Consider the following 14,147-nt stretch of genomic DNA (forward strand, 5'->3'; position numbering starts at 1 on the left):
TCCGAGAACGGAACCCCCACAACTTTTGATGCCAAGATCGCAACGGCCGTGGACAACACGGACGGAACATTCACCATCACAGACGACTTCGGGACTCAGGTCGACATCGACACCAACGAGACCGTGACAACCCTGACCGACGGGAACGACGGAACATTCACCTATTCGTCCGAGAACGGAACCCCCACAACTTTTGATGCCAAGATCGCAACGGCCGTGGACAACACGGACGGAACATTCACCATCACAGACGACTTCGGGACTCAGGTCGACATCGACACCAACGAGACAATTGTCAGTACAGATTCTGAAAATTCTATTACACAAGGGTCAGACGGGGGAGCTTATCTTAACACCACAGTAAAACCAATAACTTCGGTTATCACAGATACAACACCTGATAATTCAAATTATACAATCATATTAAATTCCGGAACATATCCTACTGGTGTAACATTATTGACAGATGGAACCTTACCAATTGGAAAAATAATTATCCTTAGAAATAATAGTGGAGGAGCAATTAATATTTCAGGATCTACAGCCGCATCTATTGCTAATGGTCAATCTCTTTGGGTACAATTTGATGGAACTATATGGCAGCAAATCAACTAATGAAAACCCTCCTCCACATAGCGTTTTTATTGTGGGTCAACTTTGCTGTGGCCCAAACGGGGCTCTTCAACAATGGTAACCTGCAAATGCACAACAATGCCAACTTGGGGCTGCACACCGACTTTATCAACAATGCCAGTTTTGAACAGACCTCGGGATTGGTCGGATTTTACGGTAACGGTGTCATAATCGTCTCCGGAAGTTTTTCACCGACCTTGTGGGATACGGAAATCATGAACAGCAGCAATGTGTTTTTACAAAACCCTGTACTGGTCCAGAACAACGTAAATTTTATCGATGGTGATTTTTTGACCCCAGCAAACAACCAAGCAGTATACCTTAACTTTATGGGCCAAGGCTTTTTCACCGGCGAAAGCAACGCATCCAAGATCACGGGGTTTGCTGCAGTGAACGACCGGGATGTGTTTTCGTTTCCCGTGGGGGACCAACAACAACTGAGGCCTTTGACATTGCTTTCGCAAAGCACCACACCATTGGCCATCTGCGCCTATTTTTTTGAGGACCCATCCAATCCATCTTCCATCTTGGAAGGTTTTGATACGGACGAGAAAGAACAAGAGATCGGTTCGGTATCCGATCGTGAATTTTGGATTATTCAGAGCGATGTACCAGCCCAAGTTACCATATCCTGGAACCCGCGCAGCGGTCTGGCCGCCATACCCAATGCTACGCCCGAATCCATTATTGTGGTCGGATGGAGCAAAACAGACAACGAATGGGTAATTATTGGCAATTCGGCCTTTAGCGGCGACCTTACCCAAGGATTTATTACTTCGGAAACTTTTTTACCAAGCGATTATGCTGCCATTACCTTTGGTACCATCCCGCTGCCTAGTGATACCTTTGCCGTGAACAATCCCACTTTGGGCAATTATTTTTTGAGTCCGAATGGGGATGGAACCAACGATTTTTGGATTATTGACGGCTTGGAAGAATCGCCCAACAACAGTGTCCGCATTTTTAACCGTTATGGACAAAAGGTGTTTGAGCAGGTCAATTACACCAACGAGTTTAGGGGAATCGCCAACACCGGAACCCTGATCACAAACCAAAGTGCGGGATTACCCGAGGGGGTCTACTTTTACCTTGTTACCATGGACGACCTGGAGCTGGAATATTCCGGTTTTTTGTTCTTGGACCGATAGCATTAAGTGGAGTTCTTCCCTAAATTTTCAAATTCAAGAATTAAAAATACTTCTTAACTTGGGACAAAAATTTGTTTCATGAAAAGAAGGACTTTTATCAAAACTGCTTCTGTGTCGGGCCTGGCCTGTACCATCCCCCCTATTTTCCCCAACCTTTACGATCTTGATTATTCAACAGCCGAACTTATGGGCAAAGCTGATATCGAACTTTTTGGGGAAGGCATCAATCTGAGGGAAGAAGCATACGAATCCTTCTTGGCCATGAAAAAAGCAGCCTATTCAGATGGTTTTGATATTAAACTGGTATCCAGTTTCCGTGATTTTTATCATCAGGAACGCATTTGGGAGCGCAAATACCTAAGTTTTACGGAGGATGAAGGACTGACTCCTTTAGAGGCCATAGATAAAATCATTGAATATTCCACGATACCCGGAACGAGCAGACATCATTGGGGCACCGACATTGATATTATCGATGCAAACCCAAAAGTCTCCGGAGATGTGCTTGAGGCCGAAAAATTTGAAGCAGGCGGTCCTTATGAAGGTTTAAAACTGTGGTTGGATGAAAATTCCGAGAAGTACGGGTTTTATTTGGTTTATACCGATAACTCTAGACGCAGAGGCTTTAAATACGAACCATGGCACTACAGCTATGCGCCAATCTCCATTCCCATGTTAACCGCATACCGAAAGCTCAATATGCTAAAGCTTTTACAAAAGGAACAATTTTTAGGGATTGAATACTTTACCAATGGCTTTGTAAAGACCTACTTGCAAGACAATATTTTGGATATCAACCCGGTACTGCTATAGCGTTATTTTGTATCTTCAACTATATAGAACACTAACCCATGAGACGAGGAAGTTGGAGAGTACGTATCCTTATAGGTTTGGCCATCGTTGCCTTCGCTTTTGTTCGTAGGTGCAGTAACCAAGAGGAAAATCCATATACGGGCAGGACCCAAAACATAAACATGACCGCGGAACAGGAAATTGCCATTGGGTTGCAAAGCGCACCCGAAATGGCACAACAACACGGTGGTCTGTATCCCGACGAACGCATGCAAGCATTGGTGGATGCCGTGGGCAATAAATTGGTGCAAAAAAGTTTAGCTCGGGAGACTCCTTATCCATATGAATTTCATTTATTGGCCGATGACAAAACCATCAACGCATTTGCTTTGCCTGGAGGTCAAATCTTTATAACCTATGCACTCTTCTCCCAGCTGAACGAACCACAACTGGCCGGGGTTTTGGGCCACGAAATTGGTCATGTGATCGGTCGACACTCCGCGGAACGGATTGCAGAGAGTAATTTTTGGCAAACCCTTGCAACAGGGGCCTCCGTAGGAGGAGATATGGGAAATTTAGTCGCTGGAATAGGTCAGAACACCCTGCTTAAAAATGGCAGGGGCGACGAATTGGAAAGTGATGAATTAGGGGTTTTATTTATGATTCAGTCCGGGTACGACCCCTATGAAATGATAGCGGTGATGGAAATTCTAAAGGCCGCAGCAGGCCCGAACAGAGTTCCCGAGTTTCAGAGCACACACCCCGACCCTGAGAACAGAATAGATAAAATCAAAGAAGCCATCCAACAATATTCAGGTCGATAGAATTGACTGTTTATCGATTAAACAAGGCATTTGACTTTATTTCTGTACCTTTGGACTAACCCCGAATCCTACTAGTTCCCTTAATCTTTTTATGCGGTAAAAAGAGAGAACATATGGGAACACTATTACATTTTAAAAATCTCTATTTAGAGGCATTTGACGATTGCAAACCTAGCTTTGTAGTACTCTTTTTAAAAGGGTATTCCATATTTTGTGCGGTTATGTTTTTTATGGCCGTATATGGATTTTTATACAGAGCTTTTACGGGCTTTGAATTCTAAGCTACGAGACACACTCTTTTGCAAGGACACTAAATATGTAAATGAGCAAAAAGGCCCATCCTTTCGGATGGGCCTTTTTCGTTAGACGAATAAACTCCTTTCTATTTTTTCATAGCTGATTTTAGCACCGCCATTGCATCTTTGGCATGGGAAAGTTCGGCATATTTCATCGCCGTCATACCGCCATCACAACGTTTTTTAAGGTCCGCACCATTATCGATAAGTACTTTCAAGACCTCGGCCTTGTTATATCGTGCGGCATAATGGATAGGTGCCTTACCTAGGGATTTTTGGTTGACATCCTCTCCAAGTTCAATGAATTTTTTAACGGTATCCACATCGCCCTGCATTACTGCTTTACAAAAAGCGCTAAGGTCATCCGGTGAAACCATTTCAATGGTTGCTTCTGTTTCGATGGTTTTCAGCTCGTTTGCAGAAATACCGCTTAGGGCCAACATGGATACAGCGGCCACTGTGAAGATTGTTTTTTTCATGATGATTGTTTTTGATTAATGAAATTACTTGTTATAAAAATAGACTTCTTAAAACAGTCAATGTTACATTATTAACAGTTAAATAACTAAATTTTAACAAGTATTCAATTTTAACTTAAAATTATTAACAACTTCATAATTAGAATTTTAACAAAAAACTAGGGCATCCAACCAGATCACTTTATTTTTGTAGTACAATATGTTACTATGAGCAAAAAGGTTATTCTTATGATTTTGGATGGCTGGGGAAAATCTCCAGATCCAAATGTTTCGGCAATTGAAAAAGCCAATACCCCATTTATTGATTCACTTTACACCAAATATCCCGATGCAGATTTGCACACCGATGGCATGAACGTTGGTCTGCCGGAAGGGCAAATGGGAAACAGTGAGGTCGGCCATATGAACCTTGGCGCCGGTAGAATTGTATACCAAGACCTTGCTAAAATCAATAAAGCCGTAAAAGAAGACACCTTAAAGAACGAGAAAGTACTCCAAGAGGCATTTGAATATGCCAAAGCCAATAACAAACCTGTCCACTTTTTGGGATTGGTCAGTGATGGTGGGGTGCACAGTCACATAGATCATCTCAAGGCATTGATCAAAGCCGCTGATGATAGTGGCGTGGAAAATTCTTTTGTGCACGCCTTTACCGACGGTCGTGATGTGGACCCTAAAAGTGGAAAAGGCTTTTTGGTAGATCTGGACAACTACTGTACGGACAAAAAGACCCAATTGGCCACTGTAATCGGCAGATACTACGCCATGGATCGTGACAAAAGATGGGAGCGTGTTAAGATGGCATACGATGTCATCGTGAACGCCGAAGGTGATAAAACCCAAAATATCGGCGAGGCGATGCAAAAAAGTTATGATGACGGCGTTACCGACGAGTTCATTAAACCATTGGTATTGACTGATTCGAACAATGAGCCCGTTGCCAAGGTCAAGGATGGTGACGTCATTATATTTTTCAATTTCAGGACCGACCGTGGCCGTGAATTGACCCAAGCTCTGAGCCAACAGGACTTTCATGAGCAGAATATGCACAAACTGGATCTGTACTATGTTACCATGACCAATTATGATGATTCCTTCAAGGGCATCAAAATCATATTCAACAAAGAAAATATAAAAGATACATTGGGCGAGACCCTTGCCAAAAACGGTAAAAAGCAAATACGAATCGCAGAAACCGAAAAATATCCGCACGTTACCTTTTTCTTTAATGGAGGTCGAGAGGAACCTTTTGAAGGAGAACAGCGCATTCTGTGCCCATCGCCCAAAGTGGCCACTTACGATCTTCAGCCAGAGATGAGCGCTTACGATATCCGGGATGCCATTATTCCCGAATTGAAAAAAGGAGATGCCGACTTTGTATGCCTCAATTTTGCAAACCCCGATATGGTTGGACATACCGGTGTCATGGAAGCCGCAATCAAAGCTTGTGAAACCGTCGATGAATGCGCAAAAGATGTCATCACCGCTGGATTGGAAAATGGATATTCCACCATTGTAATTGCAGACCATGGCAACTGCGACACCATGATAAACCCCGATGGCAGCCCTAACACAGCGCATACCACCAACCCCGTTCCACTTATTTTGGTTGACAATGATATCAAGGAGGTAAAAAGTGGTGTTTTAGGAGATATTGCACCTACCATTCTTAAATTATTGGGTGTTCCACAACCTGATCTTATGACGCAAAAACCATTGGTTTAAGCCAAATGTGCCTAAATCCATAGAATCAATTTATCTTTGCAGCTATGATTAAAGTAAAGACAGCTGAGGAAATTGAGTTGATGCGTGAAAGCGCTTTGGTTGTATCCAAAACTTTGGGAATGTTGGCCAAAGAAATCAAGCCTGGGGCCAATCCATTGAAGTTGGATAAGATGGCCGAGGAATTTATTCGTGAACAAGGAGCAGTACCTGGCTTTTTGGGTATGTACGACTTTCCAAATACTTTAAACTGGAGTCCGAACGCACAAGTGGTGCACGGTATACCTGGGAACGAACCTTTAAAGGACGGTGATATTGTTTCAGTCGATTGCGGGGCCATTAAAAATGGATTCCATGGTGACCATGCTTACACCTTTGAAGTTGGTGAAGTGGCAGAAGAAACCAAACAATTGCTTAAGGTGACCAAAGAATCGCTTTATATAGGTATTCGAGAGTTCAAATTGGGCAATCGTGTGGGTGATGTCGGCTATGCCATTCAAAAATACACAGAAGACCATGGATATGGCGTGGTACGTGAATTGGTGGGCCACGGTTTGGGCAGGGAACTTCATGAAGACCCTCAAATGCCCAATTATGGTAAAAGAGGCCGAGGCAAAAAGTTTGTCAACGGTATGGTGGTAGCTATTGAGCCCATGATCAATATGGGCACCAAACGAATAAAACAGCTAAGGGATGGCTGGACCATACTCACTGCCGATGGCAAGCCAAGCGCCCACTTTGAGCACGATGTGGCACTTGTGGACGGAAAACCCGAACTCTTGTCCACTTTCCAATATATTTATGAGGCTTTGGGAATCAAAAGCGACGAAGAAGATGAGTTCCGTAGCAAGAAGTTGGTGCTTTAGTGATCAGTAATTTTTATATTGACACAAATTTCACCAATTACTCAGATAAATGTCCCAAATCATTTATAAAAATGAGTCCTACTTTGTTATCGGTTTATGCATGGATATCCATAATGAACTTGGTAAAGGATTCAGCGAAGTAGTGTATAGCGATGCTCTAGAAATTGAACTAAAATCAAATGGCGTTCCATTTAAAAAAGAAGTCAAATTCGATATCATCTACAAAGGAAAGAAATTAAAGCATCATTATTATGCTGATTATTTAGTGGATGACAAAATTATCCTAGAACTTAAGGCAGTTGAAAAAATCAGTAGCAGTCATGTGAAACAAACATTGAACTACTTGGCCGCATCAAAGATGAAGTTAGGATTAATCATAAATTTTGGCGAAGATAGTTTATCCTATAAAAGAGTAATATTGTAGATCAATTGGTAAATATTCGTGTAATCCGTGTCAAAAATATTCAAATTCTTTCTTAATCTAATCCCCCGACCTATACTGATCCGATTAAGTTATTGGGTAAGACCTGCGATTGCCTTTTCCCTAAAAGGAAACAAATTTACGGACCCGATAGATGGAAAATCCTTTAGAAGCTTTTTACCCTACGGTTATGAGGATCCAAGAGAGAACGTACTCTCCCCCTCTACCCTATCACTGGAACGGCACCGGCTGTTGTGGCTATATTTAAAAAATGAAACCGGGTTCTTTGAACAGCCTTTAAAATTGCTCCACTTTGCCCCGGAACAGGCCTTCTACAATCGTTTTAAAAAGTTGGACAATTTGGAATACACCACCACCGACCTCAATTCGCCCTTGGCAGATGTAAAAGCGGATATTTGTAAACTACCCTTTCAGGACAATACATTTGACGTGATTTTGTGCAACCATGTTTTGGAACATATCCCCAATGACACCAAGGCCATGCAAGAGCTTTATCGAGTAATGAAACCAGGTGGATGGGGCATATTTCAGATACCACAGGATTTGAAAAGGGGAAAAACATTCGAGGATGACTCCATTACCGACAGAAAGGAACGCGCCCGCATTTTTGGTCAGTACGACCATGTCCGCATTTATGGCAGGGATTATTTTGACAAGCTTCGCAGTGTTGGCTTTACGGTTGAAGAAGTAGATTACACCAACACACTTTCAAAGGAAATGGTGGAAAAATATCGCTTGGCCCAAGGTGAAATCATCCCCTTGGCAAAAAAAATGATCAGTTTTTGATCAAAGCTTCAAAACCTGGCGTAAAAAACTCTTGGGTCGCCCCATTTTCATCCAAATAAATAATATAGGCTTCCAGCTCATCATGGTCCTGAAGCACTTGTTTGGAATCCTCCAAATCCATCGCCATAAAGGTTGTTGCAAAAGCATCGGCCACGGCACAAGTTTTTGCTACTACACTTGTTGCCAAAACATTGGAATTTTTGGTGTACCCCGTTTTGGGGTTGATGGTATGGACATACTTCTCTCCTGTTTCTGGATCTACCCTAAATTTTCTGTAGTTTCCTGATGAGGCCATGGCCATATCCTTCAAGGTAACAATCTGTTTGAGTTGGCGACCTGTTTCCACTTGGGGATCGTCAATTCCAACGGTCCATTGCTTTCCAGAATCCAGATTGGTGCCTTTGGCCAATACTTCGCCTCCCACTTCCACCAAGTAGTTTTGAATCCCCTTTGCGTCCAACATTGCACCTAATCGGTCTATGGCATAACCTTTGGCTACGGCATTAAAATCAAATCGGATAGATGGGTATGCTTTAGATATTGTATGATCAGCATTCAGTTGTACTTTTTCCCATCCCACATAACGCAACAAACTATCAACACGAAGGCTATCGAGCTCAATTTGTTCTCCCGGTCCAAACCCCCATGCATTGGCCAAAACGCCAATAGTGGGATCAAAATAACCCTTAGAGGCTTTATGAACTTCACTTGAAACATCAAATACCTCTTTGAACATATCATCCACCACAACGGTAGAATCCCCCTCGTTGATCTTGGAGATATCGGAAGAAGGAATATAAGTGGACATGGACTGGTTGAGCACTTGAAAAACGGAATCTATTTCTTTTTGGTAGTCCAACTCCTCATCGGCAATGTAAATAATGGAATATGTGGTACCCAGGGCATTGCCCCATGTTTGGTTTTTAACTTGTTCTTTCGGAGCACAGTGCAAAAACAATACAACCAATCCCAACAATAATGCTTTGTTATTCATTTATATTTCTATTAAACCTTGATAATCCACTACGTATTCTTCATCCAGGTACAATGGCTCTGTTCTATCCGCCACATTGGAAAGACCGACTCCAGCAAAATAGGTCCGAGCCTCAAATTTCTCGGCATGATTCTTTACAGTTCGCATTAATTCTTCATCGTACTCTCTTGGATTTAGGGGAAATTCCACATTCCGCACCACAATAAAGTGGAGCACTTTTTCCTTGAGACATACATACTGTGGGTTTTTTTTGAGCTTGCTGTTGATGGCCATAAACTCAAAACCATCGGCCTCCAGCTCGCGACCCACAATATTCATGGCCAAGTTGTGCAGTTCCTGTTCTGTTAGTTCTCTTCGCATAAGTAACAAAAAAACCGATGCAGGAGCATCGGTTTGGTTTTATTGATACCTCTCGACACTGCTCGAGGTGATTTTATTTTTGGTTTTTATCCTCCAAAGTCATCAAACCTGATGTTCTCATCTGGAATACCAAAGTCTTCTCCCATTTTTTGAACCGCCTTGTTCATCAATGGTGGACCACAAAAATAGAGTTCAATATCCTCTGGCGTTTCGTGATGGTTCAAATAGTTGTCGATTACACAATTGTGAATAAAACCAACAAAACCATCACCCTCTTCATCATTGATATCTTTCTTCACCTTCCAATTGTCCTCTTCCAATGGCTCGGAAAGTGCCATGTAGAACTTAAAGTTAGGGAATTCCTTCTCCAATTGTTTAAAGTGGTCAATATAGAAGAGCTCTCTCTTGGAACGTCCACCGTACCAATAAGTAACTTTTCTATCGGTCTTCAATGTTTTGAACAAGTGGTACAAGTGGGAACGCATCGGGGCCATTCCGGCACCACCACCTACGTAAAGCATTTCTGCATCGGACTCGTTGATAAAGAATTCACCGAATGGTCCAGAAATAGTTACCGGGTCACCTTCTTTTAAACTAAAAATATAGGAAGAAGCAATACCTGGATTTACGTCCATCCATCCATTTTTGGAACGATCCCATGGTGGGGTCGCAATACGAACGTTCAACATAATCTCTCTTCCTTCTGCTGGGTAAGAGGCCATCGAATAGGCTCTTTCAACAGTTTCAGGGTTTTTCATGACCAATGGCCACAAGTTGAATTTATCCCACTCCGCTTGGAACTTGTCAGGGGTTTCGTGCTCTTCTGGGTGAGCGGTAATATCAATATCGGAATATTTTATCTCGCAAGGTGGAATCTCAATTTGGATATAACCACCTGCCTTATAGTTCATTTCTTCTGGAATTTCCACCACAAACTCTTTAATAAAAGAGGCGACGTTGTAATTACGCACCACTTTGGCATCCCATTTTTTGATACCAAACACCTCTTCTGGAATGGTGATTTCCATATCCTGTTTTACCTTAACCTGACAGGCCAAGCGTGCCCCTTCTTGCAGTTCCTTTTTTGAGAAGTGGGGAGTTTCTGTAGGCAATGCCTCTCCTCCTCCGGATAGTACGTGGCATTCACATTGGATACAGGTTCCACCACCACCACAAGCGGATGGCAAGAATATTTTTTGATTACCTAACGTTGACAACAAAGACCCTCCGGAACCAACTTCCAATTCCTTTTCACCATTAATAGTGATGGTTACAGGTCCTGATGGGGACAGTTTTTCTTTAGTGAACAGCAATAATGCCACCAACACTAACAACAAAACAAGAAATGCAACTACAGTAATTAAGATAGTACCTCCGGTACTTGCGGCTAATATCATCTTCTTCTATTTGTTTATGGCTTCGTTATAAGAGATTGCCTTTTCCTTATCCTCAATCTCTTTCTTGATTTCTTTTTCTTCCTGGTTTTCAACGGTAGTGTTCTGAGTATCCTCTGGTGGTTCGTTGTCTCCTGTGAGCATACCACCAAAACTTTGGAACCCGATTCCCATTAAACCTGTGATTATAAAAGTAATTCCCAGACCACGCAATGGTGCGGGAACATTGGAATATCTGATTTTCTCCCTAATGGCAGCTATGGCCAAAATGGCCAAGAACCATCCTATACCAGAGCTAATCCCATAATTTAAGGCCAGTCCAATGTTTGGGATTTCCCTTGTCTGCATAAATAGCGAACCACCAAGGATTGCACAGTTTACCGCGATCAAAGGCAAGAAAATACCCAATGAGTTGTATAGGGATGGGGAAAATTTTTCAACTACGATTTCTACCAATTGTACCATTGTTGCAATGGTGGCAATAAATAGAATAAAGGATAGGAAGCTAAGGTCGTAATCTGCATACTCCGGCCCTAACCAAACCAAAGCTCCATCTTGTAATAAATACTTATCCAATAACCAGTTCAACGGCACGGTAACACCCAAAACGAATATTACGGCAGCTCCCAAACCTACAGCGGTAGAAACTTTTTTGGATACGGCCAAATAGGAACACATTCCCAAAAAGACCGCAAACACCATATTGTCTACGAAGATTGATCTAAAAAATAGTTCTAAATGCTCTAACATGCTTCCTTAGTTTATGCTTCTTCAATTAATGCTCTGTTTCTGGAGCGTTGTACCCAAATGATGATTCCCACAACGATCAATGCTGCTGGAGGAATAATCATAAAGCCATTGTTCTCATATCCGATGGAGTACAATCCTGTTTTGCTTACAGGGTCTCCCAATACTTTCATTCCGAAAAGAGTACCTGAACCCAATAGTTCCCTAAAGAAACCTACAATTACAAGGATTACTCCATATCCCAATGCATTACCTATACCATCCAAGAAAGATTTCCAAGGACCATTGCCCAAGGCAAAAGCTTCAAATCGTCCCATGATGATACAGTTTGTAATGATCAATCCAACGAATACCGAAAGCGTTTTACTTAATTCATAAGCAAAGGCCTTCAATACTTGATCCACAATAATTACCAAAGAGGCAACGACGACCAACTGTACAATAATTCGGATCTTAGCGGGTATAATATTACGTATAAGCGATATGACCACGTTACCCACACCCAACACGAACAATACAGATATTGCCATAACCACAGAGGCTTTAAGCTCTGCAGTAATCGCCAATGCCGAACAGATACCCAATACCTGAATGGTAATAGGGTTGTTGTCCGCTAACGGGTCTTTTATCAGATTTGCATCTTTTTTTGATAGTAGCGCCATATTAATTGGATCTAATAGTTTGTAAATAAGGTTTGTAGAGTTTCAGGCTTTCTTTAATCATTGCGGTAACACCGTTACCTGTAATTGTAGCTCCTGCCAAAGCATCTACTTGATTATCTTCTTTATCGCTGTTCAAAGGATCATTGTTTCCTTTTGCCACCTCTACCCCTACATAAGAATTATCGTCCATAATGGATTCTCCTTTAAAGTCATCCATAAAAAAACGTTGCTTGATGTTGGCTCCCAGACCGGGAGTTTCTCCACGGTGATCAAAATAAACTCCTTTGATCTCCATGTTCTCGCCTACGGACATATATCCCCAAATAGCATCCCAAAGACCTTTACCGTACATTGGAATGATGTAGAATTTTTCACCGTCCTTTTCCCCGATCAACAATGGAAGCTCTGCTTTTTCACCACTTTTGGCCTTGGCCAATGCCTTTTCCACATTGATCAAGTAAGCATTCTCCTTCTCAACCGCCTCAGTTCCTTCCAAGACCAACTGTTGCGTTATATATTGAGAGAATTCATCCTCTACTTGGGTAGTGGGAACAAAGGAAACATCTCCATCCCCTTCATTTTCGTTTACTCCCATGGCATAAAGAATATTCTGTTGCTTTTCAAAGCGTTCATTCTCATCAATCATTGGCTTAAGGCCAGATGCAACGAATGCCAATAACGACCCTACAACAATAACCATAAGGACTGCAAAGATTACAGTGTAGCTATTTTTTTCTGTATTGACTGCCATAATTAAGCTGTTTCCGTTTTTAATTCAACCTCATCCGAAGATTTTGGATAGATGGTTGCTGTCTTAAATCGTTTCAATCTCTTTTTGATGTTACCTCTCACTACGTAGTGGTCAATGGTAGGTGCAAATACGTTCATTAGCAAGATTGCCAAGAAAACACCTTCTGGATATCCCGGGTTGAACACCCTGATCATTACCGAAAGGAATCCGATAAAGAAACCGTAGTACCATTTACCTTTATTGGTCTGGGAACCTGTTACAGGGTCAGTGGCCATAAATACGATACCGAAGGCCAAACCTCCCACCAACAAGTGCTGCCAGTAAGGGAAACTCATTAACGCATAGAACTTACTGTATTCCGGCAACCAACCAGCATCTATTATACCATTGAATATGAGTCCCATGGCCAATGCACCAATAACGGCGCTCACCATAATTCTCCAAGAGGCTATTTTTGAGAAAATCAAGAAGAGTCCTCCCAATATAATTAACAAGGTAGATGTTTCGCCAACAGAGCCTGGAATAAACCCAAAGAACATATCGGCCAGTGAATAACTGTAATCTGAACCCTGAGCCAGTGAACCTAGCACAGTTTCACCAGAAATGGCATCTGCAGTTCCAGCTCTTTCCACCGCTTCGTGCACCCATACCTTATCTCCACTCATCCAGGTAGGGTAAGCAAAGAACAAGAATGCACGGATTGTCAGTGCTGGATTCAATATATTCATTCCCGTACCACCAAAAACTTCTTTACCGATCACAACACCAAAGGCTACAGCTATTGCCAACATCCAAAGTGGCGTATCTACAGGGATGATCAAGGGAACCAACATTCCCGTCACCAAATATCCTTCCTCGACCTCATGGCCTTTGATCACGGCGAACAAGAATTCGATACCCAATCCAATTCCATAAGAAACAATGACCAATGGCAGTACCGTTGTAATCCCCACCAAGAAGTTATCCCAAGTCAAGAAATCATTGAAAAGGGAAAAACTCTCAGGAAATCCATTGATTGCAGAGTAATGCTGATAACCTGCATTGAACATACCGAACAACAAACATGGCACCAAGGCCAAAATTACCGTGTTCATGGTACGCTTAAGATCATCCGCACCCCTCACATGCGAACCTGAGTGCGTTGTTTCATTAGGTGTATAAAGAAAAGTATGCAGCGCATTGAAGGCCGGAGCCATTTTTTTGCCCTGATACTTAAGTTTTAACTGATGTAATTTTTCTTTCATGCCCATA

At 42.2% G+C, this 14,147-nt stretch carries 17 protein-coding genes; 9 read left to right on the forward strand and 8 right to left on the reverse strand.

The window, feature by feature from the left end; translation table 11 throughout:
* From J0654_RS14420 to J0654_RS18405, 5 genes are all read left to right on the forward strand, one after another.
* A partial coding sequence (locus J0654_RS14420) for a hypothetical protein (RefSeq protein WP_207029816.1) occupies nucleotides 1–615 on the forward strand: 615 nt, incomplete at its 5' end.
* A complete protein-coding gene (locus J0654_RS14425; protein ID WP_207029817.1) occupies nucleotides 615–1,781 on the forward strand; it encodes a gliding motility-associated C-terminal domain-containing protein in 1,167 nt (388 codons plus the stop codon). The genes J0654_RS14420 and J0654_RS14425, both read left to right, overlap by 1 nt.
* A gap of 78 nt (nucleotides 1,782–1,859) precedes the next feature.
* Nucleotides 1,860–2,594, forward strand: coding sequence for a M15 family metallopeptidase (locus J0654_RS14430; RefSeq protein ID WP_207029818.1), 735 nt, complete (start codon nucleotides 1,860–1,862; stop codon nucleotides 2,592–2,594).
* Nucleotides 2,595–2,632: 38 nt separating this feature from the next.
* Nucleotides 2,633–3,397 (forward strand): M48 family metalloprotease, encoded by a 765-nt coding sequence (locus tag J0654_RS14435; protein ID WP_207029819.1) that lies wholly within the window; start codon nucleotides 2,633–2,635, stop codon nucleotides 3,395–3,397.
* A 113-nt stretch (nucleotides 3,398–3,510) separates the two neighbouring features.
* Nucleotides 3,511–3,678, forward strand: a complete 168-nt coding sequence (locus J0654_RS18405; RefSeq protein WP_207071957.1) for a DUF6747 family protein — start codon at nucleotides 3,511–3,513, stop codon at nucleotides 3,676–3,678.
* A gap of 101 nt (nucleotides 3,679–3,779) precedes the next feature.
* Here J0654_RS18405 and J0654_RS14440 read toward each other — a convergent pair whose 3' ends face one another.
* The gene (locus J0654_RS14440; RefSeq protein ID WP_207029820.1) at nucleotides 3,780–4,172 is read right to left on the reverse strand and encodes an ankyrin repeat domain-containing protein; all 393 of its coding nucleotides are present in this window, start codon (nucleotides 4,170–4,172) and stop codon (nucleotides 3,780–3,782) included.
* Between the two features lie 207 nt (nucleotides 4,173–4,379).
* On the opposite strand from J0654_RS14440, the gene gpmI reads away from it, so the two are divergent.
* Genes gpmI through J0654_RS14460 form a run of 4 tightly spaced genes read left to right on the forward strand, consistent with a single transcriptional unit; the run spans nucleotide 4,380 to nucleotide 7,988 of the window.
* The gene (gpmI, locus tag J0654_RS14445) at nucleotides 4,380–5,897 is read left to right on the forward strand and encodes a 2,3-bisphosphoglycerate-independent phosphoglycerate mutase (protein ID WP_207029821.1); all 1,518 of its coding nucleotides are present in this window, start codon (nucleotides 4,380–4,382) and stop codon (nucleotides 5,895–5,897) included.
* Nucleotides 5,898–5,941: 44 nt separating this feature from the next.
* The gene (gene map, locus J0654_RS14450; protein WP_207029822.1) at nucleotides 5,942–6,760 is read left to right on the forward strand and encodes a type I methionyl aminopeptidase; all 819 of its coding nucleotides are present in this window, start codon (nucleotides 5,942–5,944) and stop codon (nucleotides 6,758–6,760) included.
* A 49-nt stretch (nucleotides 6,761–6,809) separates the two neighbouring features.
* Nucleotides 6,810–7,184 (forward strand): GxxExxY protein, encoded by a 375-nt coding sequence (locus J0654_RS14455; RefSeq protein ID WP_207029823.1) that lies wholly within the window; start codon nucleotides 6,810–6,812, stop codon nucleotides 7,182–7,184.
* A 27-nt stretch (nucleotides 7,185–7,211) separates the two neighbouring features.
* Entirely contained in the window at nucleotides 7,212–7,988 is a 777-nt protein-coding gene (locus J0654_RS14460) for a class I SAM-dependent methyltransferase (protein WP_207029824.1), read from the forward strand.
* Here the strand turns inward: J0654_RS14460 and J0654_RS14465 are convergent.
* The 7 genes from J0654_RS14465 to J0654_RS14495 all read right to left on the reverse strand — a co-directional run bounded on the left by J0654_RS14465 (nucleotide 7,978) and on the right by J0654_RS14495 (nucleotide 14,146).
* Nucleotides 7,978–8,982 (reverse strand): FAD:protein FMN transferase, encoded by a 1,005-nt coding sequence (locus J0654_RS14465; protein WP_207029825.1) that lies wholly within the window; start codon nucleotides 8,980–8,982, stop codon nucleotides 7,978–7,980. The two genes, J0654_RS14460 and J0654_RS14465, sit on opposite strands and share 11 nt — an antisense overlap.
* Complete coding sequence (locus J0654_RS14470; protein ID WP_207029826.1) at nucleotides 8,983–9,342, reverse strand: Na(+)-translocating NADH-quinone reductase subunit F; 360 nt, start codon at nucleotides 9,340–9,342, stop codon at nucleotides 8,983–8,985.
* A gap of 86 nt (nucleotides 9,343–9,428) precedes the next feature.
* A complete protein-coding gene (gene nqrF / locus J0654_RS14475; protein WP_207029827.1) occupies nucleotides 9,429–10,739 on the reverse strand; it encodes an NADH:ubiquinone reductase (Na(+)-transporting) subunit F in 1,311 nt (436 codons plus the stop codon).
* Between the two features lie 6 nt (nucleotides 10,740–10,745).
* Nucleotides 10,746–11,486 (reverse strand): NADH:ubiquinone reductase (Na(+)-transporting) subunit E, encoded by a 741-nt coding sequence (nqrE, locus tag J0654_RS14480; RefSeq protein ID WP_207029828.1) that lies wholly within the window; start codon nucleotides 11,484–11,486, stop codon nucleotides 10,746–10,748.
* Between the two features lie 11 nt (nucleotides 11,487–11,497).
* Complete coding sequence (locus J0654_RS14485; protein ID WP_207029829.1) at nucleotides 11,498–12,145, reverse strand: NADH:ubiquinone reductase (Na(+)-transporting) subunit D; 648 nt, start codon at nucleotides 12,143–12,145, stop codon at nucleotides 11,498–11,500.
* Between the two features lies 1 nt (nucleotide 12,146).
* Nucleotides 12,147–12,896: a Na(+)-translocating NADH-quinone reductase subunit C gene (locus J0654_RS14490; RefSeq protein WP_207029830.1), complete on the reverse strand. Its 750-nt coding sequence runs from the start codon at nucleotides 12,894–12,896 to the stop codon at nucleotides 12,147–12,149.
* Between the two features lie 2 nt (nucleotides 12,897–12,898).
* Nucleotides 12,899–14,146, reverse strand: a complete 1,248-nt coding sequence (locus J0654_RS14495) for an NADH:ubiquinone reductase (Na(+)-transporting) subunit B (RefSeq protein WP_207029831.1) — start codon at nucleotides 14,144–14,146, stop codon at nucleotides 12,899–12,901.
* Between the last annotated feature and the right edge of the window lies 1 nt (nucleotide 14,147).

This window comes from Flagellimonas profundi, from assembly GCF_017313275.1.
In the GTDB taxonomy this organism is placed as follows: domain Bacteria; phylum Bacteroidota; class Bacteroidia; order Flavobacteriales; family Flavobacteriaceae; genus Flagellimonas; species Flagellimonas profundi.